We start from the raw sequence: 20987 nt of genomic DNA on the forward strand, positions 1-20987 counted from the left end.
TCCACCACTTCGTGGTCCCCCTCCCCCGTGAACGGGGGAGGAGAGGTTGGGACATCATCCGCCGCTCCTCAAATCCGCGGCCCGCGCGTGGGCTTCCAGCCCTTCCAACCGCGCGAGCCTGGCCGCGATCGGGCCGAGCTGGGCGGCGCCCTCGCGGGTGACCGTCTGGACCGACATCGAGGTCATGAAGCTGGCGGTGGTGATGCCGCCGAGCGTGCGGGCGCCGCCGTCGGTGGGCAGGACGTGGCTGGGTCCGGCGGCGTAGTCGCCCAGCGTCTCGGCGGCGAAGCGGCCGACGAAGATGGCACCCGCCGCGCGGATCGACGGCAGCATGGCTTCGGGCTCCTCGACCTGGAGCGCCAGGTGCTCGGGGCCATAGAGGTTGATGACGTCACACGCCGTCTCCTCGTCGCGGACCAGGATGGCGCGGGCCTCGTTCAGGCTGGCGCGGGCGATGGCCTCGCGGGGCAGGGTGGCGACCTGCCGTTCCACCTCGGTCAGGATGTAGTCGAGGTTGGCGCGGCTGGTGGAGACCAGGATCACCTGGGCGTCGGCGTCGTGCTCGGCCTGGCTCAGCAGGTCGGCGGCGGCGATCTCGGGCGCGGCGTCGCGGTCGACAACGACCATCAGCTCGGACGGCCCCGCGGGCATGTCGGCGGAGGGGCCGCCGGGAAGCGAGGAGGCATAGCGCTTGGCCTCGGCGACATAGGCGTTGCCGGGGCCGAACAGCTTGTCGCAACGGGGGATGTCGCCGTCGGGCAGGGAGACACCGTAGGTCAGGGCGGCGATGGCCTGGGCCCCGCCGACCAGCCAGATCGCGTCGAGACCGGCCTCTGCGGCGGCGAGGATCATGGCCGGGTGGACCGAGCCGTCCTTCGCCGGGGGCGTGACGGCGACGCGCTCGGACACGCCCGCGACGGCGGCCGGAATGGCCAGCATCAGCAGCGACGAGAACAGCGGCGCCGTGCCACCGGGCACATACAGGCCCGCCGCGCCAATGGGCCGCCAGACGAGGCGCGAGGTCACGCCGGGCGTGGTCTCGACCAGGGCAGAGTCCTCCGGGATCGTCGCCTCGTGGAAGACGCGGACGTTGTCGGCGGCGACACGGATAGCGCGGACGTCGGCAGGCGGCAGGGCCTGGCGCGCCTCGGCGACCACGGCCTCGGTGATGGCGATGCGGCGTGGAGCATGGCCGTCGAGCTTCATCGCCCAGTCGATCACGGCCTGACCGCCGCGCGCCTCTACGTCGTCGAAGATGGCGCGGACGACGTCGGTCACCTGTGTCTCCGAACGGCGCGCGGGGCGAGCCAGAGCGGCGCGCTGTCCGGCGGCGTCCAGCGACGCCCAGTCGATGCGTTTCACGTCCAGCGTCGTCATCACATCATCTTCTCGATGGGCAGAACCAGAATGGCCGAGGCCCCGGCGGCCTTGAGCTTCTCCAGCGTCTCCCAGAACACGGCCTCCTGGCAGACGGCGTGAACGGCGACGGCGTCGTCCCGGCCCATCAGGGGCATGACGGTCGGCGCGCCCGCTCCGGGCAGGATGGCGGTGATCTGATCCAGCGCCGAGCGAGGCGCGTTCAGCATGACGTATTTGGCCCCTTGAGAGGACACGACGCCGGCCATGCGCTCGATGATCGAGTCCAGCAGGTGGGCGAGGCCGGGCTCGGGCGCGACCGGGGACTGGATCAGAACCGCCTGGCTTTCGAACACGGTCTCGCGGGCGACCAGACCGTTGGCCTCCAGCGTGGCCCCGGTAGAGACGAGGTCGCAGATGGCCGAGGCGAGCTTCAGCCTTGGAGCTACCTCGACCGCGCCACGCATGGTGACGATGTCGGCCTGGATGCCCTGGGCGTCCAGGAAGCGGCGCAGGATCTTCGGATAGGAGGTCGCGATGCGGCGACCTTCCAGCGTCGCCGGGCCGTCCCAAGGCAAGGTCGGCGGGGCGGCCAGCTTCAGCGTGCACTTGCCGAAGCCCAGCGGCATGACGACCGAGGCGTTCGCGCCGCCGTTCTTGCCTTCCTCCAGCACGTTCTCGCCGACGATGCCCAGGTCGCAGACGCCGTCGGCGACGAAGGTCGGGATGTCGTCGTCACGCACCCGCAGCAGGTCGATGGGATAGTTCTCGACCTTGTAGAGCAGGTCGTTGGCGCCCTTGACCACGCGCAGGCCCGCGTCCCGGACGAGGTCCAGGCTGCGGTCGGCCAGACGGCCGGATTTCTGCACGGCGATGCGAAGTCGCCCCTCTACGGTACTCATCGGTTGGGGCTCAGTGTTTGGGGTTCAGACGGTCCAGCACCAGGCGATAGCCCTGATGCGGCATCTCTTTCAGGAAGCGGGCGACGCGCACGACGGTGGTGGGGCTGGCCCCGGCCTCGCAGGCGATCTCGCGATAGGACCGGCCGCCCTGATCCAGCAGCCGGGCGACGGCCCAGCGTTCGGCGAAGGCGCGGACCTCGGCCGGGGTGCACAGGTCCGTCAGGAAGGCCTCGACCTCCTCGCGCGTCTTCAGCGCCAGGAAGGCGTCGAGCAGGGCGGCGCGATCGCTCGCGGCGCGGCTCGGGGCTGACGGGGACAGGGTGTCGGACATCGTGGCGTTCCACTATGCTGTAACAGTGGAACGGTCAAGGGGCGTGTCACAGCCTTGGCGACATTACCAAATCCGTCACTGCCGGGCCTATCCCGGCGGCCCATACACGCCGATCTCGTCTTGAGCCCCGGCCGCCTAAGTCTATGGGTGGCCGGGACAAGCCCGGCCATGCCGGAAGGATGAGGACGACCAGACCCAAGCGGCTTTAGGCCGCCGCCTCCAGCGCGGGCTTGTCCAGTCGCTCGATCAGGGCGGGCAGGGCCAGCGGGCGGGCAATCAGATAGCCCTGGGCCGTGTCGCAGCCCATGCCGCGCAGCAGCGCCAGCGCGGTCTGGGTCTCCACGCCCTCGGCCGTGACAGTCATGCCAAGGCTGTGGGCCAGGTCGATGGTGGATTTGACCAGAAGCGCGTCCTTGGCGCTCTCGTCCAGCGACATGACGAAGGCCTTGTCGATCTTCAGCTCGTCGGCGGCGATGCGCTTCAGATAGGCCAGCGAAGACAGGCCCGAGCCGTAGTCGTCGATGGAGACCTTGATCCCGGCGGCCGTGAAGCGATCGATGATGCCGAGCGCCGCTTCCGGATTGTCGATGACCGCCGTCTCGGTGATCTCGAAGCAGAGGTCGGCCCTGGCGCGCGAGACGGCGTTCAGGGCGAAGCGGGCGAAGCTCTCGTCCGACAGTAGCCGCCCCGAGACGTTGATCGAGACCTTGAGGTTGTGGCCCGCCTTGGCCAGGGCCTTCTGGTCGGCGATGGCGCGCCTGACACCCCATTCGGTCAGAGCGCGGATCTGACCGGTCTCCTCGGCCATGCCGATGAACAGGTCGGGGGCGATGAAGCCCCGCTTGGGGTGGTTCCAGCGCATCAGCCCTTCGACGCCGGTGATGGCGTTCTGGCGCAGGTCGAACTTCGGCTGATAGGCCATCCAGACCTGCTCGCTTTCGAGAGCGCCGATCAGGTCGGACATCAGGCTGAGGTTGGCGCCGGGGTCGCCATAGGCCGCGGCGTCGAAGAGGGCGGCCTTGGCCCCGGTGGCACGGGCCTGATCCACGGCGACGCCCGCACGATCGACGATGGCGTCCAGGCCTCCGGTCGCCTGACCGGCGCGGGCGAGACCAGCTGTCAGTGCGGCGTCGACGCGTGCGCCGATCAGCTTCAGCGGCTCGTCCGCGACGGCGCACAGGCGGATCGCCGACGCCAGGGCACGGGCGTCATCGCCCTCGACGTCGAGCACCATGCCCATGACGCCCGCGCCCACGCGAGCCACGGGCGCTCCGGTCGCGGCGGACAGTCGGGCACCCAGAGCGGCGACCAGCTGTCCCATGGCTTCGAAGCCGATGGCGTTTCTCACCACCTCGAACCGGTCGACACCGAAGAGAACGACATGGGCGGATGCCGAGGACGCTACCTCGCGTTCCAGCCAGAGGCGATTGGGCAGGCCCGTTTCCAGATCATGCAGCGCCATATGGGTCAGGCGCGCCTGGCGGTCGCGGATGTCGCCGGCCATGGCGTTGAAGCTCTCGGCCAGACGGCCGATCTCGTCGCTCGAGGTGATCTCGACCCGGGCGTCCTCGCCGGCCTGCAGGCGGTGGACAGCCTCGTCCAGTGCGCTGATCGGCTTTGTCAGGCCGCGCGACAGGAACCAGGTTCCGGCGACCAGCAGGGCAAGGCCCAGAAGGCTGATGGCACCGAGCGCCCAGAACATGGGCTCATAGGGCTTGAGCGCCTTGGCCATGGGATAGCTGAGCGCCAGCACGGCAGGGGCGTCTGCGTCGAAGCTGGGCAGGGGACGGGCAAGGACCATGGCCTCGCCCTGGGCGTTGCGCCCTGTGACGGCGGCCCCGTCTGCCGCTACGGCCCGATTCATGAGGCCGGCGAGCGCGCTTTCGGGGCCCGACATGTCGCGCCAGCCGTCGGCCGCGCGGGTCAGGACGGAGGCGCTGAGCGGGATGGCCGACAGCTCTTCCAGCCGGGTCATCTGGGCCTGGTCCAGCCGATCGATGAAGACGACCCAGCCGATCAGGACCGGCGCCATGACCGGAGCGGCGACTGCCTGATGCGGCTGGCCGTTCAGGTCGAGCACGCCGGACGAGATCTCGCCGCCGTTCAGGCCGGTCCAGAGGGTGTCGAGGGTCGCGTCGTCGAGCGATGCCCCACCGGCGATCGCATAGCCGTCGACACCGAGCAGCAGGGCACCGTCGACGCCCTGGCGGGCGCTCAGGTTCTCGAGGGCGGAACGGACGGTCGGCTCGTCGTTGGTGGCGACGGCTTCGCGGAAGCCGAAGTCCTGGGCGAGGACCGCCGCGCCTTGCTCGAGCTGGGCCGAGCGGGACGACCAGAGCTGGTCGTACACGGCGCCTGACGCCGTCAGTTCGCTGCGCACCACGCCGCGCGCGCTGGCCGTGATGGCGGTGAAGACCGCGACAGCGACGAGCATCAGGGCGAGCCCGAACAGGCCTGCATAGAGCACCGTCAGCCGGGTGCGCAGATGGCGGAAATGGATCATGTCAACGGACTGCCGCCCGCGCCGAGAAGTCGCCCGTCATGGTCTGGCGGCCCGGACCGGTTCCGATGGTCAGGGTGTAGGCGCTCTCGTTGCCGCGCACGTTCAGGCGCGGATGCCAGACGACCAGGCGGGCCGGCCCGGCGGGGATGCCGACGAGGGTGACGTCGCCGGTCGCATCGGTCTTCGCGGCCCAGGGCGTGTCGACGACACGCACATAGGCCAGCATCTGATCGTGGATGTTGCAGCCGAGCGCGGCCGTGCCGACGGTCGTGAAGGCGTGGGTGCGGGTCTGGTCCTGGCCGAACAGCTCGATCTCGAACCGATTGCCGCGCGAGAAGGAATAGACGTGGTGGCGCACGCGATCGAGGTTCGGAAAGCTGACCGTCGCACCGACCGGAGCGATCAGGACATAGGGCTGGAACTGAACGTCGCGCTGGGCGATGCGGAGTGGCCAGGAAAAGCGGATCGGACCGCGCGGCACCCCGGCGTCGGGGCGAACGGTGACCACGGCGTCGCGCACAGGTCGTCCGCCCGTGTCACGAACGGACACTGTCAGGTCGCCAGCCTGGGCGACGCTGGTCATCGTCAGGAGAGCTAAAATCGAGGCAAGTAGAGCGCGCATGACAATTGCCCTAACAGCAACCGATGAAATGACAGTAAACCGGTATACAACCCTAGAGTGTTGCGTCGCGTTACACAACGACTTGCGATACCCGGGCCGAAATCCTGTGTCGCTCGAAACAATGTTTATCGGCCATTAACTCTGTTGCGGATACCTGGGCGCAAACATGAGGGCGGAGCCGTGCGTCGAATTCCTTCTGTGGCCGTGTTGCTCGGCCTTGCTGCCTTTGCAGCCGCCACGTCGACCACCGCTCAGGTGACGGATTGGATTCCCGACAGCCGGACCGGTGGGAAGCTCCTGCTGACCGGCGGCGTTTCCACCATCGAGGGGTCGGGCGGCGGCGGTCTGGCGACCTGGGCGGTGACCAGCGGCTATGGCGAACGCGACGGCATCGGCGGCAACGTCCACGCCACCTATGTGAACCTGCCCGACTATGAACTGCGGTCCTGGGGCGCGGCGGCGTCGTTCTGGGACCGGGTCGAGGTGTCGGTGACGCGTCAGGAGTTCGACACCGGCGCGACCGGGGCGGCGCTGGGCCTCGGTGCCGGCTTCACCTTCACCCAGGACATCGTGGGCGTGAAGGTCAAGCTGATCGGCGACGCGGTCTATGACCAGGACACCTGGATGCCGCAGGTCGCGGTCGGGGTGCAGCATAAGTCCAACGACCAGGGCGCGATCATCTCGGCCGTCCGTGGACGTGACGACGAGGGCACGGAGTACTACGTCGCGGCGACCAAGCTGTTTCTGGCGGAGTCACTGCTGCTGTCCGGCGCGGTGCGCTTCACCAATGCGAACCAGACGGGCCTGCTCGGCTTCGGCGGCGACCTGAACGACGATCTGGAGCCGCAGTTCGAGGGTTCGGTCGGCTATCTGCTGAACCGCAATCTGGTGGTCGGGGCCGAGTACAGGACCAAGCCGGACAATCTGGGCTTCGCGGGCGAGGATGACTGGTTCGACGTCTACGCCGCCTGGGCCCCCAACCGGCATGTCTCTGTCACCGCCGCCTATGTGGACCTGGGGTCGATCGCGACCTTCGAGGACCAGCGCGGTCTCTATCTCTCGCTCCAGGTCGGGTTCTGATCCATGCGCGCCCTTCTGATCGCCGCCGTCCTCATCGCCGCGCCCGCGCCGCTTCTGGCCCAGGAGGCCGGGGACGATCTGACCTTGCCGCCCGTCGTCATGTCGACGGAGTTCCCGGGGGAGGTCGAGGTCGAGCCCTATGAGCGCACCAACGCCAACGCCGGCGCGACCCCCTTCGAGGGAACGGAGATGTGGGACACGTTCGGCGGTGCCGACGGCGTCTCGGCCATCGTGGAGACCTTCGTCGAGCGGATCGTGGCCGATCCGCGTATCGCCGAGATCTTCGTGGCCCAGGATCAGGTCCGCCTTCGCCGCACGCTGAGGGAGCAGTTCGGCTACATCCTGGGTGGGCCGGTCGACTATTCTGGCCGCGACATGCGCTCCAGCCACGCCGACCTCGGCATCCAGTCCGCCGACATGGGGGCTCTGGTCGAGAACCTGCAGATCGCCATGAGCGAGCACGGCGTGCCCTTCCGCGCCCAGAACCGCTTCCTGGCCAAGCTGGCGCCTATGCGCCGGGACATCGTCACCCGCTGATCCCGCACCGCAACAAAACGGTTGCGCATCGTCCGTGCTCCGGTCCACGCTGAAGGCTCCCAGCGACAGGAGCGACCGTCACGTTCGACGAGATGTCAGGCACGCCCGGATCGGGGACGATCCGCAAGAGCTACCGGACCCTGGCCCGGTGGCTGGAGACGGCGCCGCCTGACCTGTTGCAGGCGCGGTCGCGGCAGGCCGAGCTGTTCTTCCGCCGCATGGGGGTGACCTTCGCCGTGTATGGCGATGTGGAGTCCAACGAACGGCTGATCCCCTTCGACGTCGTGCCCCGCATCATTGGCGCGGCGGAGTGGGACCAGCTGGAGAAGGGGCTGAAGCAGCGCGTCTCGGCGCTGAACGCCTTCCTCAAGGACATCTATGGCCCGCAGGAGTGCATAAAGGCCGGCATCGTCCCGGCCGACCTGATCCTGACCAACCCGCACTATCGGCCCGAGATGCAGGGCCGCCGGCCGCCCGGTGACATCTGGACCCACATCTGCGGCGTCGATCTGGTCCGCACCGGCGAGGACGGCTTTCTGGTGCTGGAGGACAACTGCCGGACCCCGTCGGGCGTCTCCTACATGCTGGAGAACCGCGAGATGATGATGCGGCTGTTCCCCGACCTGTTCGCCGAGCACCGCATCCGGCCGGTCGAGACCTATACCGACATGCTGCTGGCCTCGCTTAGGGCTTCGGCACCCGAGCACGCCGGGCCGGACCCGACCATCGTGGTGCTGACGCCCGGCCCGTTCAACTCGGCCTACTATGAGCACAGCTTTCTGGCCGACAAGCTGGGGGTCGAGCTGGTCGAGGGGCGCGACCTGTTCGTCAACGACGACGTCGTCTTCATGCGCACGACCGAGGGGCCTAAGCGCGTCGACGTGGTCTATCGCCGGGTCGACGACGACTGGCTGGACCCCCTGACGTTCCGGCCGGATTCGACCGTCGGTGTGCCCGGAATCATGGGGGCCTATGCGGCGGGCAACGTCACCCTGACCAATGCGGTCGGCACCGGCGTGGCCGACGACAAGGCGGTCTATACCTACATGCCGGAGATCATCCGCTTCTTCTCCGGCGGAGATCCGATCCTGGGCAATGTGCCGACGTGGCGATGTCGGGAGCCCGATGCGCTGAAGGAGGTGCTGGATCGCCTGCCGGAACTGGTCGTGAAGGAGGTCGGAGGATCGGGCGGCTACGGCATGCTGGTCGGCCCCGCCGCGACCAAGGCCGAGATCGAGGATTTCAGAAAGAAGCTGGAGGCGGACCCCGACGACTTCATCGCCCAGCCGACCCTGTCGCTGTCGACCGCGCCCACTCTGTGCGGGACCGAGCTGCAGTCGCGTCACGTCGATCTGCGGCCCTTCGTGCTGTCGAGTCCGGCGGGCGTAAGGGTGGCCCCGGGCGGGCTGACGCGCGTTGCGCTGAAGGCGGGGTCGCTGGTGGTCAACTCCAGCCAGGGCGGCGGGACCAAGGACACCTGGGTGCTGGATGACTGAGGCGCTGAGAAATCCTCCCCCGCTGAGCTTCGCTGCGCTGGGGAGGATTGATGCTCTCACGCACCGCAGAGAGCCTGTACTGGACCGGCCGCTACATGGAGCGGGCGGACTTTCTCGCGCGCATTCTGGAGGCCGCCGTGCGGCTGGCCGCTCTGCCGGCGCGGGACGGGGCGGCAGCGACCGCCTGGGCCTCGGCCATCGCCTCTGCGGGGGTCTCCAGAGCCTTCGCGGCCTCGGCGCGGACGCCGTCGGAGAAGTCGGTGCGGGAGTATCTGGCCTTCGCGCCGGACAATCCGAGCTCGATCCGCGCCTGCATCAATGCGGCGCGCACCAACGCCCGGTCGGTGCGGACGGCGCTTACCATCGAGCTGTGGGAGTCGATCAACGGGGCGTGGAACGGCCTGAACGACTTCGGCGAACCGACCAGGCGCGACGACTTCGTGCGCTTCCTGGAGTGGGTGAAGGGCGTCTCGCTGGCGGTCGAGGGCGCCTCGTCGCGGACCATGCTGAGGAACGATGCCTACTGGTTCCTCCGGCTGGGCGGCGCGATCGAGCGCGCAGACAACACCGCCCGCCTGCTGGACGTGAAGTATCACCTGCTGCTGCCCGCCGGTGAGCGGGTGGGCGGGCAGCTGGACTATTTCCAGTGGACGACGCTGCTGCGCGAAGTGTCGGCCCTGACCGCCTATCGCTGGGTCTATCGTGAGAGCGTGCGGCCGTGGCTGGTGGCGGACCTGCTGGTGCTGAACCGCCAGATGCCGCGATCCCTGGCCAGCTGCCAGGCCATGATCGTGAGTTATCTGGAGCGGTTGGCCGCCGACTATGGACGGCGCGGTCCGGCTCAGCGGCTGGCCTCGGCGCGGCTGACGCAGTTCAACGAGGCGAAGATCGAGGACATCTTCCAGTCGGGCCTGCACGAATACATCCTCGCTTTCCTGAGCGAGAACAACGGCCTGGCCAGCGCCATCCACGACCAGTACCTGGTGTAGGCGGCCATGCGCATCCGGATCGATCACGAAACCCGATACGCCTACGACCGCGCCGCGCGGTTCATCGTCCAGGTTCTGCGCCTGACGCCCCGCTCGACCGAGGGCCAGCAGGTTCGGGACTGGCGCATCGAGACCGACGTCGACGCCCGCATCCGTCGGTCCGAGGACGCCTTCGGCAACATCGTGCACACCCTCTATACCGAGCGGCCGACCAACGCCCTGATGGTGCGGGTCACGGGCGAGGTGGCGACGGTCGACACCGGCGGCGTGCTGAAGGGTTTTCCGGAGCGGCTGTCGCCTTTGGTGTTTCTGCGCGACACGCCCCTGACCCATGCCGATCCCGCGCTGCGCGATCTGGCGCGACAGGTCGGGGAGGGCGACGACCTCACCCGGCTGCATCGGCTGATGAGCCTGATCCATGGCGAGGTCGCCTTCATGGTCGGGACGACGACGGCGGACCACACCGCCGCCGACGCCTGGTCCCAGCGGCAGGGCGTGTGCCAGGACCATGCCCAGATCTTCATCGCCTGCGCCCGGCGCCTCGGCATCCCCGCCCGCTACGTCTCGGGCCATCTGCACCGGACCGATGGGATCATCGACCAGGAGGCGGCGCACGCCTGGGCCGAGGCTTATGTCGAGGGACTGGGCTGGGTCGGGTTCGATCCCGCCAACGGCGTCTGTCCCACCGAACACTATGTCCGGGTCGCCTGCGGGCTGGATGCGCTGGGGGCTACGCCGATCCGGGGGACCAGCTATGGCGGTGTCGGAGAGCGCATGACGGTCGCGCTGCGTGTGCGTCACATGCAACAGACCCAGCAGCAACAGCAGCGGCAGGGGTGGTCATGAATACGGCGGGGGGTGTCCGTTCATGCGAATCTGCTAGCGTCGTGTTTCCATTCGCGCGGGAAGCCGGGTCTCGACCCGGTCGTTTCTGATGACCTACTGCGTCGGCATGCTGGTGAACGAGGGTCTGGCGATGATCGCCGACACCCGTACGAACGCCGGCGTGGACAACATTTCCTCCTACAAGAAGCTGCATGTCTCCGAGGTCCCGGGCGACCGGGTCATCGCCATCGCCACGGCGGGCAATCTGTCGGTGACGCAGACGGCGCTCGCCATGCTGGCCGAGGGCGTTCGCATGCCCGGCCACGAGGTGCCAGAGACACTGGAGACCGCGCCGACCCTGTTCCGGGCGGCCCAGCTGGTCGGATATTGCCTGAACGCCGTGCGGCAGGACCTCCTGCCCACGGTCGAGGCCGACTCGCTCAAGATCACCGCCTCCATGCTGCTGGGCGGGCAGGTGAAGGGCGGGAAGATGGGGCTGTATCTCATCTACGCCCAGGGCAACTTCATCGAGTGCGGGACCGACACGCCCTATCTGCAGATCGGCGAGCTCAAGTACGGCAAGCCCATCCTGGATCGCGCCCTGCGTCCCGACACGCCGATGTCGGAGGCGGTGAAGCTGGGGCTCATCAGCTTCGACTCGACCATTCGCTCCAACATCGCCGTAGGTCCGCCGTTCGACATGATCGTGGTCCCCCGCGATGGCCTGCATGGCGACCAGCGGCGGATCGAGGCGGACGATTCCTATTTCAAGGACCTTGGCAAGCGTTGGTCCGAGGCCCTGGCCCAGGCGCACCGGAACATGCCCGCCCCGCCGTGGATGGAGCCCGCGCGGCCGACGATCGCGGCTGTGCGATAGAGCCGCCTGGGGCTTACTATGTTCTCTCTCATCCGTCATGGCCGGCCTTGTCCCGGCCACCCATAGACTCAAGCGGCGGGCCAAGAGGCGAGATCGGCGTGTATGGGCCGCCGGGACAAGCCCGGCGGTGACGAGCGTTTGAGATGATGGCGCGCCAGGTCAGCGCGGGCCGAAGGGAACGACCTTGTTGTTGCGGTCGTGGGCGATGTCGGCGGGGCCCAGGTAGGGGATGCCGGACCGTTCGCACCAGTGCTGGACGATCTCTTCCGGAGTCAGGCCGAAGTCGGGCTCGTTGGGCGTCACGTCGGTGAAGCGGCCCGCACGGATTCCGGCGAGGCGACGCATCGACGGCTGGCTGGTCAGGTGGAACATCATCCGGTCGATGCGATAGGCGGCCTCCGACACATCCTCCAGCATCAGGACGTGGCCGGTCAGATCCGGCTCCAGCGGCGTGCCCAGCAGCTGGTCCAGCACCGTCAGGTTGAAGGCGACCGCAGGGCGGGGGTCGGTCGCCAGCGACGGTTCGAGCCAGGGCGTCTGGCCCGTGACCAGCCAGGCCAGCGCGCCTTGGGCCGTCTCGTCATTTCGAACCGCGTCGGAAGCCATGGGGCCGTGCGCCACATGAGGAAAGCCGGCCTTGTAGAGCGCCGCCAGCAGGCTGCCGGCGTCCGAATAGCCGAGATAGCGCTTGCTCCGCGCGACCTCGTTCAGGCGCGGGATGACGCTTTCAGCGATGCGACAGGACCCGTAGCCGCCGCGCGCGAACCAGATCGCGTGGATCCGAGGATCATTGGCGTAGTCGACGAAGGCATCCGCGCGCGTCTGGTCGTCGCCGGCGAAATGGCCCGACTTGTCGAAGCTGGACGGATGAAAGACCACGTGAACCGGGCCTTCGCCATGATGCTCGTCCATCCAGGCCTGGACAGCTTCCGCGCGGCTCGGGTGGAAGCGCGAGCTGACACAGACGGCGCCGATCTTGAACCCGTTGGTTGCCTTGGAAAGATCGGTCACAGGCGCTCCAGAAGGCGGCAAGGCAAAAGACAGTGGCGCGGGGCCCCGAACCTCTGTTCTAAGGCGCCATGAACAGCAACGTCTCCTATTTCTTCTGCGGGATCGGCGGCTCGGGCATGCTGCCGCTGGCCATGATCGTCCAGGCGCGGGGCGCGTCCGTGGAAGGCTCGGATCGGTCGCTGGATCAGGGCCGCACGCCGGAGAAGTTCGACTGGCTGCGAGCGCATGGCGTGGCCCTGCATCCCCAGGACGGGTCGGGCGTGCGGGCCGGGCACACGGTGGTGGCCACCGGCGCGGTCGAGGACACGGTGCCGGACATCGGCGCGGCCCGGCGGGTCGGCGCGCCGATCGTCACCCGGCCGGAGCTGCTGAGCCGCATCTTCAACGCGGCCCCGACCTCGATCGGCGTGGCGGGCACCAGCGGCAAGTCGACGATCACCGGCATGATCGCCTGGATCCTGCATCTGGCGGGCCGCGCGCCGACCGTGATGAACGGGGCGGTCATGCGAAACTTCGCCGACGCGGATCATCCCTTCGCCAGCGCCCTGATCGGTGGACCTGACCTGTTCGTCGCCGAGGTGGACGAGTCGGACGGCTCGATCGCCCGCTACGACCCGACGGTGGCGGTGGTGTCCAACATCTCGCTGGATCACAAGTCGATGGAGGAGTTGCGCGAGCTGTTCGGCGGCTTCACCGGTCGGGCGCGCACGGCCGTACTGAACCTCGACAACCTGGAGACGGCGGCGCTGGTGCAGACGATGGTCGCGGAGGGGCTAGGTGAGGCGGTCGTAACCTTCGCGCTCGGGAATGCCGAGGCGGACCTGTCGGCGCACGATCTGGCGCCGCTTCCGGCAGGCATGACCTTCGGCCTGACCGACCGGGCGACCGGGCGAACCCGGGAGGTCACCCTCAACGTCCCCGGCGCGCATAACGTGGCCAATGCGCTGGCGGCCATCGGGGCGGTGCGGGCGCTGGGTGTCGAGGTCGAGGCGGCGGTGGCGGCGCTCGAAACCTTCTCCGGCATCCGGCGGCGGATGGAGGTCGTGGGTACGACGAACGGGATCACCGTCATCGACGACTTCGCCCACAACCCGGACAAAATCTCCGCCACGCTGAAGACGCTGCATGCGTTCGAGGGGCGGCTGCTGATCCTGTTCCAGCCACACGGCTTCGGCCCGCTGAAGCTGATGAAGACCGAGTTCATCGACACCTTCGTCGGTCTGATGCAGCCCGACGACGTCCTGCTGATGCCCGAGCCCGTCTACTACGGCGGCACGACGGATCGCAGCGTGGGGTCGGAGGACATCGCCGCCGGGGTGCGCGCGGCGGGGCGTCGGGCCGAGGCGCTTGCCGACCGCACGGCCTGTGGCGACCGGATCGTAGAGATGGCCCGACCCGGCGACCGGGTGATCGTCATGGGCGCGAGGGACGACACCCTGTCGCAGTTCGCGCAGGAGCTTGTTTCGCGTCTGGGCGCTAAAGCCCCCGCATGATCCAGGACGCGCCCGCAGACCTTCCCGACATCGTCGTCACCGCCGCCCGCCTGCCGCCCGCCGCCAGCGAGGCGGCCTTCAGCGTGGTCCGCATCGGCGAGGAACGCCTGTCCCGCGAGACGCGGCTGGACGAGGCGCTGCGCTCCGTGCCCGCCGTCAGCCTGTTCCGACGGACCTCGAGCCTGGCGGCCAATCCGACGACGCAGGGCATCTCGCTTCGCGCCATCGCGCCGTCGGGCGCAGGGCGGACGCTGGTGACGCTGGACGGCGTGCCCCTGAACGATCCCTTCGGCGGCTGGGTGATCTGGAGCCAGGTTCCGACCGAGAGCCTGTCGGGGTTGGACGTGGTGCGCGGCGCGGGGGCCGGACCCTATGGCGCGGGCGCCCTGACCGGCGTCATCGCCCTGCGTGAACGCGACGGGGCGGGCGGGGCGCTCGAACTCTCCGGCGGCGAGCTCGGCGGCCAGCGGCTGGGCGCGGCGACCACGCTGTCCGCGGGGCGGTTCAGCCTGACCGGCGCGCTCCAGCGCGAGGTGAGCGACGGCTACGTCCCCGTGCGGGGCCCGGCGGCGGGCGCGGCCGACACGCCGCTGGACCTGGAAACCCTGTCGGGCGCGCTGCGGCTAGACGCGGCATTGGCCGGTGATGTGGCGCTGTCGCTTCGCGCTTCGGCCTATGACGAGGAGCGGGGCTCGGGCCTGCTCGGGGCGCGGTCGAGCGCCAGCGGCGAAAGCTATTCGGCGACCGTGTCGCGCGCGCCGAGCGCCGAACGTTTCGGCTGGCGGGCGCAGGTCTGGCGCCGCACCAGCGACTTCGCCAACACCTCGGTCGCCGTAGCGGCGGGGCGAGGTTCGACGACGCCCGCGAACGATCAGTTCGCCACCCCGGCCGAAGGCTGGGGCTGGAACCTCGCGCTCCGGCGGACGGTGGTGACGCTGGGCGGCGGACGGCTGGAGTGGGAGGTCGGGGCCGACGCCCGCTCCAGCGAGGGCGAGACGCGCGAACTGTTCCGTAATCTCGGCCTAGGCTTTACGCGCGACCGGGTCGCGGGCGGCGAGACCTCCGTGCTCGGGGCCTATGGCGAGGCGTCGTGGACCGCTGGCCCGTGGCTGGTGGCGGGCGGTCTGCGGATCGACGGCTGGGAGAACGCGGCGGGGCGACGCATCGAGCGGGACCGGGCGACCGGCCTGTCCACGCTGAACGAGACCGACCCGGACCGCTCGGGCGAGGTGGTGTCGGCCCGGCTGGCGGCGCGACGTGAGCTGGGCGGCGGCTGGGCCGGGCGGGCGGCGGCCTACTCGGGCTTCCGACCCGCGACGCTGAACGAGCTGCACCGGCCCTTCCGCGTCGGCAACGACCTGACCGAAGCGAATGCGGCGCTGGAGCCCGAGACGCTGCAGGGCGTCGAGGCGGGGCTGTCCTGGAGCAACGACGCGACCGAGGTACAGGCGGCGGTGTTCTGGAACCGGCTGGACGACGCCATCGTCAACGTCACGATCGGGGCCGGGCCGGCGACCTTCCCGCGCGCGGGCTTCGTGCCGGCGGGCGGCGTGCTGCGCCAGCGCCAGAACGCCGGGACCATCGAGGCGACGGGGATCGAGGCGTCCGTCACCCACGCCATCGGCGACCGCCTGAGGCTCGACGCCGCCCTTTCCCTGACCGAGGCCGAGGTCGACGGGGGGTCGGCCGCGCCCCAGTTGACGGGCCTGCGCCCCGCCCAAGCGCCGGAGATCAGCGCCTCGGCCGGGGCGGTCTGGCGGGCGACGGATCGCCTGACCCTGGTCGGACGGGTGCGCTACGAGGGCGATCGCTTCGAGGACGATCTGAACAGCCGAACGCTCGACGAGGCCGTAACCCTGGACGCCCGGGCAGAGTGGGCGGTGCGCGACGGCGTCGTGGCCTTCGTGGCCGCCGACAACCTGTTCGACGCCGAGGTCGAGGTCTCGGAGACGGGCGACGGGATCGAGGGCTATGGCCCGCCGCGCGTGGTCCGCGCCGGACTGTCGCTGCGCTGGTGACGGCGCGGTCCGCGCCCGCTAAACCGCCCGGCACGGGAGACGCATGATGACGCGAAACAGCGCACGCTATCTGACCGGCTTCGGCAGCCACTTCGCCACGGAAGCCGTCGAGGGGGCCCTGCCGGTGGGCTGCAACTCGCCGCAGAAGACGCCGATGGGCCTCTACGCCGAGCAGCTGTCGGGCACCGCCTTCACCGCGCCGAGGAGCGAGAACCGCAGGAGCTGGCTCTATCGCCTGCGGCCCAGCGCCCAGCATCCGGCCTACAGGCCCTTCGATCAGGGCCGCGTCCGATCCGGCCCCTTCACCGACGCGCCGCCTAGCCCCAATCGGATGCGCTGGGACCCGCTGCCCGTGCCTGATCAGCCCACGGACTGGGTCGAGGGGCTGGTCACCTATGGCGGCAACGGCGACCCGGAGACCCAGGGCGGAGCGGGCATCCACCTGTATGCCGCCAACCGGTCGATGACCGATCGGGTCTTCTACTGCGCCGACGGCGAGCTGCTGATCGTACCGCAGTTGGGCGACCCCGTCTTCGTCACCGAGTTCGGACGCATCGAGGCCTCGGCCGGCCATATCGTCGTCATTCCGCGCGGCGTGCGGTTCCGGGTGGAGTGCGATGGCCCGATCCGAGGGTATGTCTGCGAGAACTATGGTGCCGCTTTCCGCCTGCCGGACCTCGGGCCGATCGGCGCGAACGGACTGGCCAATCCGCGGGATTTCGAGACGCCCGTCGCCGCCTTCGAGGACGTCTCCCGCCCGACTGAGTGCGTGCAGAAGTTCGCCGGCCGGCTGTGGGTCACGACCTTCGACCACAGCCCGCTGGATGTGGTCGCCTGGCATGGCAACAACGCGCCCTATCGCTATGACACGGCCCGCTTCAACACCATCGGCACGGTCAGCTTCGACCATCCGGACCCGTCGATCTTCACCGTCCTGACCAGCCCGTCGGACACGCCGGGCACGGCCAACGTCGACTTCGTCATCTTCCCGCCGCGCTGGATGGTGGCCGAGGACACCTTCCGCCCGCCGTGGTTCCACCGCAACGTCATGAGCGAGTTCATGGGCCTGGTGACCGGCGCCTATGACGCCAAGGAGGGCGGCTTTGCCCCCGGCGGCGCGTCGCTGCACAACTGCATGAGCGGCCACGGGCCGGATCAGGCCAGCTACGACAAGGCGGTGGCGGCCGAGTTGAAGCCGGTGAAGCTCGACAATACGCTCGCCTTCATGTTCGAGACGCGCTGGCCGATCCGCACCACGCAATGGGCGCAAACCAGCCCGACCATGCAGCTGGACTACGACGACGTCTGGACCGGCTTCGCCAAGGGCGATGTCGGTCAGAGGGACGGATGACGCGCGTCTGCATGACCCAGCCCGCCGTTCCTGTGACATGAGCCTGTCCGAGATCGCCCTGCTGCTGGGGCTGAACCTGCTGCTGATCACCGTCGGGATGACGCTCCTGACCCGGCTGGCGGTGCGGTGGGGCGATGTCAGCTTCATCGACGGCGTCTGGCCGCTGGGCATGCTGATGCTGGCGCTGGTCACCTTTCCGCGCACAGAGGGCGACCCGGTTCGCAAGGGGCTGATCCTGTGGCTGGTCGCCATCTGGGCCATCCGGCTCGGGTGGCACCTGCTGAAACGCTGGCGCGAGCACGGGGCGGATCGGCGCTACACCGCGATTCTCGACGATCAGGCCAAGAAGGGCTGGAGTTTTCGCCGGACCGCCTTCCTGTTCGTCTTCCTGCCGCAGGGAGGCCTGGCCTGGCTCAACAGCCTGCCGGCCCAGCTCGGCCAGGTGGCCTACAGCCCGCCGATCGGCTGGATCGGCTGGATCGGAGCTGCGATCGTCGTGATCGGCATCGCCTTCGAGAGCATCGGCGACGCCCAGCTGGCGGCGTTCCGCAAGGACCCGGCGAACCGGGGCAAGGTGCTCGACACCGGCCTGTGGCGCTACACCCGGCACCCGAACTATTTCGGCGACGCCTGCGTCTGGTGGGGGTTGTGGCTGATCGCGGCCGAGACCGGCTGGGTCGGGATCGCGTCAATCGTCGGTCCGATCTTCCTGACCTACACCCTGACGAAGTGGTCCGGCATCGGCATCACCGAGAAGGCCATCCGCAAGTCCCGGCCGGAATATGAAGACTACATTCGTCGTACGAGCGCCTTCATCCCCTGGCCGCCGAAGAAGGGCTGAGGCTCAGCGGCGATAGGTCAGTTCGCACCCGGCGGCGGCAGCGGCCGCCAGGGCGCCGGGCTTTTCGATCCGCACGGTGACGGCGCGAACGCGCGGATCGAGCAGGCAATCCAGCGCCAGCCGTTCGGCGAAGGTCTCGACCAGACCGACGTGGCCTTCCGACACGATCCGCTGACAGGCCGTGGCGACGGTCTCGTAGTTGATGGTGTCGGCCAGCCCGTGGACCTCGACCGGGCCGAGGTCGAGGGTGACGTCGATCACCAGCGTCTGCAGCCGACCGTGCTCGTGGTCATAGACGCCGATGCCGGCCTGGACCTCCAGACCCCGGACGAAGACGGTCAGGCCCTCCAGGCGGGCGGCGGGCTGGGGCGCGGGCACGGCGGCGAGGGTCACGTCAGGGCTCCGGCGCTCAGTCATCGGCGGGAATGTCGGGCGTCTGCCACGCCAGATGCTGGCCACCGTCGACGGCGATCATCTGTCCGGTCACCGAGCGTGCGTCAACGAGATAGAGGACGGCGGCGGCGATGTCGTCGGGCGTGGCTCCATGGCCGAGCGGCACCGAGGCGGCCTCGGCGGCGAAGTCTTCCTCGGTCTGGTGGATGGACTTCAGGGTCGGGCCGGGGCCGACGCCGTTGACGCGGATGCGGGGCGCCAGGGCCTGGGCCATCGTGCGCGTCGCCCACCACAGGCCATTCCTCGACAGGGCATAGGAGACGAAGCGGGGATCGGGCTTCAGCACTCTCTGGTCCAGCAGGTTCACCACGGCCGAGCCTTCGGGTGCCTGAGCGGCGAAGGCCTCGATCAGGACCAGCGGGGCGCGGAGATTGGTCTCCAGGTGCCGGTCCCAGGTCTCGCGCGAGAGTGAGCCGACGCGGTCGTCCTCGAACAGCGAGGCGTTGTTCACGAGAACGGAGAGGGAACCCAGCGCCTCCACGGCACCAGGGATGAGCCCGCGAACCTCGTCCTCTTTTGTCAGATCGGCACAGACGATCGTCGCCCGCCGCCCGAGCGATCGCACCTCGGCGGCCAGCGCCTCGGCGTCGTCGGGCGAGGACCTGTGGTGGATGGCGATGTCATGGCCGCGCCGGGCCAGCGCGAGGGCGATGGCGTGGCCGATCCGGCGCGAGGCGCCCGTGACGAGCGCCGCGCCTGTAACGGGTTCAGTCAATCCGGCCGAACTCGAGCGCGTTGATAGCAGCCAGAACGACGACGAAACCGATGATGATGCCGAGAGCCAGCATGGGATGCTCCTGTTCGCCGGACGCCATAGAATGCGGCGACCCGCGCATCAAGCGTGCAACACATCCGGACGATCCATGACCGACTTCCCTGTCACCGTCTTTCACAACCCCGCCTGCGGCACGTCGAGGAACGTGCTGGCCGCCATTCGCGAGGCGGGACGGGAACCCGAGGTGGTCGAATACCTCAAGGTCGGCTGGACGGAAGCGCGCCTGCGCGACCTCCTGACGCGGATGGGCGCGGGGCCGCGCGCCATCCTGCGCGACAAGGGCACGCCGGCGGCGGAGCTGGGTCTATTGGACGAGGGCGTGTCGGACGACGCCATCCTGGCGGCGATGATCGAGCATCCGATCCTGGTCAATCGGCCGATCGTGGAGACGCCGCTGGGCGTCGTGCTCGCGCGACCGTCCGAGCGCGTGTTCGAGGTGCTGGATGTCCGGCCTGACAACTTCACCAAGGAAGACGGCGAGGTCGTGCGGCCCTGATCCCGCTATCGCCGACGCGTGCCGGTGTGGCAGCGTGAGGCCATGAACTGGCGCGTGCGAATCGAGCCCTACACCCGACCGCTGTTCTTTGCCGTGTCGCGGGCCAGCCGGGGCATGACGCTGGGCGTGCGCGCGGTGGCGGTGGACGGCGAGGGCCGCGTCATGCTGGTGCGCCACACCTATCTCGAGGGCTGGTGGCTGCCGGGTGGCGGGGTCGATCGGGGCGAGACCACCGGAGATGCGGCCGCGCGCGAATTGTTCGAGGAGACGGGGCTCAGGGCGACGCAACCCGGCCGTCTGCTGTCGGTCCATTCCAACGAACGGTTCTTTCCGGGCGATCATGTGCTGGTCTATCGCTTCGACGCCTTCGAGGTCGGCGAGATGACCCATCGCGGCGAGATCGCGGAGGCCCGGTGGTTCGACCCTGGCCAATTGCCACCCGACGCTCATCGATCGACCCGCGCGCGATTGGGCGAAATCTTCGGTGGCGCGCCCGTCGATCCGCTCTGGTAGGGAGAGCCCATGAACCTCGGACCCTGGATCGCCATGATCGCCGTCGTCCTGGCGGGCGGGGCGACCGCCTTGCAGGCCCCGACCAATGCCAAGCTGGCCGGCGCGGTGGCGGGGCCAGTCAACGCAGCCTTCGTATCGTTCGCTGTCGGCACGGCGGCGCTGGGGATCGCGGCGGCGTTTCTGCAGGCGCGACCAGACATGGCGGCGGTCAAGGGGTTGCCGCCGTATGCCTGGATCGGGGGGCTGTACGGCGCCGTCTTCGTGGTCGCGGCGGCCTGGGCAGTGCCCCGGTTGGGCGTGGCGACGACCATCACCCTGATGGTGGCGGGCCAGTTGCTGATCAGCCTGGTCCTGGATCATTTCGGGGCTCTGGGCGTCCCGCGCGCGCCGATCAGCCTGACGCGCGTGGCGGGCGTCGCCCTGGTGATCACCGGCGTGGTGCTCGTCCGGCGCGGATAGGCTTCATGCGTAACGGTTTCGGGTGGAGCGGCGAATAGCGGCTGACCGCAATCGCCCGA

22 protein-coding genes are annotated in these 20987 nt (G+C 69.1%); 13 read left to right on the forward strand and 9 right to left on the reverse strand.

Annotated features, from left to right (window positions below; all coding sequences use genetic code 11):
• Positions 1-54: 54 nt before the first annotated feature.
• The 5 genes from hisD to IP78_RS06410 all read right to left on the reverse strand — a co-directional run bounded on the left by hisD (position 55) and on the right by IP78_RS06410 (position 5675).
• Positions 55-1377 (reverse strand): histidinol dehydrogenase, encoded by a 1323-nt coding sequence (gene hisD, locus IP78_RS06390; protein WP_197272394.1) that lies wholly within the window; start codon positions 1375-1377, stop codon positions 55-57.
• On the reverse strand, positions 1377-2258 hold the full coding sequence (hisG, locus tag IP78_RS06395) for an ATP phosphoribosyltransferase (RefSeq protein ID WP_054110868.1): 882 nt from the start codon (positions 2256-2258) through the stop codon (positions 1377-1379). The genes hisD and hisG overlap by 1 nt, the downstream gene beginning before the upstream one ends.
• Positions 2259-2268: 10 nt before the next feature.
• Positions 2269-2589, reverse strand: a complete 321-nt coding sequence (locus IP78_RS06400; protein WP_054110869.1) for a YerC/YecD family TrpR-related protein — start codon at positions 2587-2589, stop codon at positions 2269-2271.
• 205 nt (positions 2590-2794) lie between these two features.
• A complete protein-coding gene (locus IP78_RS06405; protein ID WP_054110870.1) occupies positions 2795-5092 on the reverse strand; it encodes a bifunctional diguanylate cyclase/phosphodiesterase in 2298 nt (765 codons plus the stop codon).
• A 1-nt stretch (position 5093) separates the two neighbouring features.
• The gene (locus IP78_RS06410) at positions 5094-5675 is read right to left on the reverse strand and encodes a methylamine utilization protein (RefSeq protein ID WP_231680941.1); all 582 of its coding nucleotides are present in this window, start codon (positions 5673-5675) and stop codon (positions 5094-5096) included.
• A gap of 219 nt (positions 5676-5894) precedes the next feature.
• On the opposite strand from IP78_RS06410, the gene IP78_RS06415 reads away from it, so the two are divergent.
• The 6 genes from IP78_RS06415 to IP78_RS06440 all read left to right on the forward strand — a co-directional run bounded on the left by IP78_RS06415 (position 5895) and on the right by IP78_RS06440 (position 11518).
• Positions 5895-6794 (forward strand): DUF3034 family protein, encoded by a 900-nt coding sequence (locus IP78_RS06415; protein WP_054110872.1) that lies wholly within the window; start codon positions 5895-5897, stop codon positions 6792-6794.
• Positions 6795-6797: 3 nt separating this feature from the next.
• Complete coding sequence (locus tag IP78_RS06420; RefSeq protein ID WP_082384884.1) at positions 6798-7331, forward strand: group 1 truncated hemoglobin; 534 nt, start codon at positions 6798-6800, stop codon at positions 7329-7331.
• A 92-nt stretch (positions 7332-7423) separates the two neighbouring features.
• Positions 7424-8827 (forward strand): circularly permuted type 2 ATP-grasp protein, encoded by a 1404-nt coding sequence (locus tag IP78_RS06425; RefSeq protein WP_054110873.1) that lies wholly within the window; start codon positions 7424-7426, stop codon positions 8825-8827.
• A gap of 50 nt (positions 8828-8877) precedes the next feature.
• The gene (locus IP78_RS06430; protein WP_054110874.1) at positions 8878-9816 is read left to right on the forward strand and encodes an alpha-E domain-containing protein; all 939 of its coding nucleotides are present in this window, start codon (positions 8878-8880) and stop codon (positions 9814-9816) included.
• Between the two features lie 6 nt (positions 9817-9822).
• Positions 9823-10662 carry a transglutaminase family protein gene (locus tag IP78_RS06435; protein WP_054110875.1) on the forward strand — a complete coding sequence of 280 codons (840 nt, stop codon included), beginning with the start codon at positions 9823-9825 and terminating at the stop codon, positions 10660-10662.
• 88 nt (positions 10663-10750) lie between these two features.
• Positions 10751-11518: a peptidase gene (locus IP78_RS06440; RefSeq protein WP_054110876.1), complete on the forward strand. Its 768-nt coding sequence runs from the start codon at positions 10751-10753 to the stop codon at positions 11516-11518.
• Positions 11519-11677: 159 nt separating this feature from the next.
• Here IP78_RS06440 and IP78_RS06445 read toward each other — a convergent pair whose 3' ends face one another.
• Positions 11678-12529: an LD-carboxypeptidase gene (locus IP78_RS06445; protein ID WP_054110877.1), complete on the reverse strand. Its 852-nt coding sequence runs from the start codon at positions 12527-12529 to the stop codon at positions 11678-11680.
• Positions 12530-12597: 68 nt separating this feature from the next.
• On the opposite strand from IP78_RS06445, the gene murC reads away from it, so the two are divergent.
• Genes murC through IP78_RS06465 form a run of 4 tightly spaced genes read left to right on the forward strand, consistent with a single transcriptional unit; the run spans position 12598 to position 18232 of the window.
• Complete coding sequence (murC, locus tag IP78_RS06450) at positions 12598-14022, forward strand: UDP-N-acetylmuramate--L-alanine ligase (protein ID WP_054110878.1); 1425 nt, start codon at positions 12598-12600, stop codon at positions 14020-14022.
• A complete protein-coding gene (locus IP78_RS06455; protein WP_054110879.1) occupies positions 14019-16040 on the forward strand; it encodes a TonB-dependent receptor in 2022 nt (673 codons plus the stop codon). The genes murC and IP78_RS06455 overlap by 4 nt, the downstream gene beginning before the upstream one ends.
• Before the next feature lie 46 nt (positions 16041-16086).
• Positions 16087-17391 (forward strand): homogentisate 1,2-dioxygenase, encoded by a 1305-nt coding sequence (gene hmgA, locus IP78_RS06460; RefSeq protein WP_054110899.1) that lies wholly within the window; start codon positions 16087-16089, stop codon positions 17389-17391.
• A gap of 37 nt (positions 17392-17428) precedes the next feature.
• Complete coding sequence (locus IP78_RS06465) at positions 17429-18232, forward strand: DUF1295 domain-containing protein (RefSeq protein ID WP_054110880.1); 804 nt, start codon at positions 17429-17431, stop codon at positions 18230-18232.
• A gap of 3 nt (positions 18233-18235) precedes the next feature.
• On the opposite strand, the gene folB is transcribed toward IP78_RS06465, so the two are convergent.
• From folB to IP78_RS15730, 3 genes are read right to left on the reverse strand one after another with little or no spacing between them, the layout of a single operon-like run.
• On the reverse strand, positions 18236-18625 hold the full coding sequence (gene folB / locus IP78_RS06470; RefSeq protein ID WP_231680942.1) for a dihydroneopterin aldolase: 390 nt from the start codon (positions 18623-18625) through the stop codon (positions 18236-18238).
• Between the two features lie 16 nt (positions 18626-18641).
• Positions 18642-19400, reverse strand: a complete 759-nt coding sequence (locus tag IP78_RS06475; protein ID WP_054110881.1) for an SDR family oxidoreductase — start codon at positions 19398-19400, stop codon at positions 18642-18644.
• Positions 19393-19521 carry a hypothetical protein gene (locus IP78_RS15730; protein ID WP_255350738.1) on the reverse strand — a complete coding sequence of 43 codons (129 nt, stop codon included), beginning with the start codon at positions 19519-19521 and terminating at the stop codon, positions 19393-19395. The genes IP78_RS06475 and IP78_RS15730 overlap by 8 nt, the downstream gene beginning before the upstream one ends.
• Before the next feature lie 27 nt (positions 19522-19548).
• Between IP78_RS15730 and arsC the strand changes: the two genes are divergently transcribed.
• Genes arsC through IP78_RS06490 form a run of 3 tightly spaced genes read left to right on the forward strand, consistent with a single transcriptional unit; the run spans position 19549 to position 20928 of the window.
• On the forward strand, positions 19549-19956 hold the full coding sequence (arsC, locus tag IP78_RS06480) for an arsenate reductase (glutaredoxin) (protein ID WP_054110882.1): 408 nt from the start codon (positions 19549-19551) through the stop codon (positions 19954-19956).
• A 42-nt stretch (positions 19957-19998) separates the two neighbouring features.
• Positions 19999-20469, forward strand: a complete 471-nt coding sequence (locus IP78_RS06485; RefSeq protein ID WP_054110883.1) for an NUDIX domain-containing protein — start codon at positions 19999-20001, stop codon at positions 20467-20469.
• Positions 20470-20478: 9 nt separating this feature from the next.
• Positions 20479-20928 (forward strand): DMT family transporter, encoded by a 450-nt coding sequence (locus IP78_RS06490; RefSeq protein ID WP_054110884.1) that lies wholly within the window; start codon positions 20479-20481, stop codon positions 20926-20928.
• Positions 20929-20987: the final 59 nt, after the last annotated feature.

It is taken from the genome of Brevundimonas sp. AAP58, from assembly GCF_001295975.1.
Lineage (GTDB): Bacteria > Pseudomonadota > Alphaproteobacteria > Caulobacterales > Caulobacteraceae > Brevundimonas.

Bases quoted from the DNA above. Each gene is read 5' to 3' on its own strand.
- IP78_RS06440 (WP_054110876.1), top strand. From the start codon at position 10,751: ATGACCTACTGCGTCGGCATGCTGGTGAACGAGGGTCTGGCGATGATC.
- IP78_RS06425 (WP_054110873.1), top strand. From the start codon at position 7,424: ATGTCAGGCACGCCCGGATCGGGGACGATCCGCAAGAGCTACCGGACC.
- IP78_RS06435 (WP_054110875.1), top strand. From the start codon at position 9,823: ATGCGCATCCGGATCGATCACGAAACCCGATACGCCTACGACCGCGCC.
- IP78_RS06465 (WP_054110880.1), top strand. From the start codon at position 17,429: ATGAGCCTGTCCGAGATCGCCCTGCTGCTGGGGCTGAACCTGCTGCTG.
- hisG (WP_054110868.1), bottom strand. From the start codon at position 2,258: ATGAGTACCGTAGAGGGGCGACTTCGCATCGCCGTGCAGAAATCCGGC.
- IP78_RS06455 (WP_054110879.1), top strand. From the start codon at position 14,019: ATGATCCAGGACGCGCCCGCAGACCTTCCCGACATCGTCGTCACCGCC.
- IP78_RS06420 (WP_082384884.1), top strand. From the start codon at position 6,798: ATGCGCGCCCTTCTGATCGCCGCCGTCCTCATCGCCGCGCCCGCGCCG.
- IP78_RS06485 (WP_054110883.1), top strand. From the start codon at position 19,999: ATGAACTGGCGCGTGCGAATCGAGCCCTACACCCGACCGCTGTTCTTT.
- IP78_RS06410 (WP_231680941.1), bottom strand. From the start codon at position 5,675: ATGACCAGCGTCGCCCAGGCTGGCGACCTGACAGTGTCCGTTCGTGAC.
- hmgA (WP_054110899.1), top strand. From the start codon at position 16,087: ATGACGCGAAACAGCGCACGCTATCTGACCGGCTTCGGCAGCCACTTC.
- arsC (WP_054110882.1), top strand. From the start codon at position 19,549: ATGACCGACTTCCCTGTCACCGTCTTTCACAACCCCGCCTGCGGCACG.
- IP78_RS06405 (WP_054110870.1), bottom strand. From the start codon at position 5,092: ATGATCCATTTCCGCCATCTGCGCACCCGGCTGACGGTGCTCTATGCA.
- IP78_RS06430 (WP_054110874.1), top strand. From the start codon at position 8,878: ATGCTCTCACGCACCGCAGAGAGCCTGTACTGGACCGGCCGCTACATG.
- murC (WP_054110878.1), top strand. From the start codon at position 12,598: ATGAACAGCAACGTCTCCTATTTCTTCTGCGGGATCGGCGGCTCGGGC.
- IP78_RS06400 (WP_054110869.1), bottom strand. From the start codon at position 2,589: ATGTCCGACACCCTGTCCCCGTCAGCCCCGAGCCGCGCCGCGAGCGAT.
- IP78_RS15730 (WP_255350738.1), bottom strand. From the start codon at position 19,521: ATGCGCGGGTCGCCGCATTCTATGGCGTCCGGCGAACAGGAGCATCCC.
- IP78_RS06490 (WP_054110884.1), top strand. From the start codon at position 20,479: ATGAACCTCGGACCCTGGATCGCCATGATCGCCGTCGTCCTGGCGGGC.
- hisD (WP_197272394.1), bottom strand. From the start codon at position 1,377: ATGACGACGCTGGACGTGAAACGCATCGACTGGGCGTCGCTGGACGCC.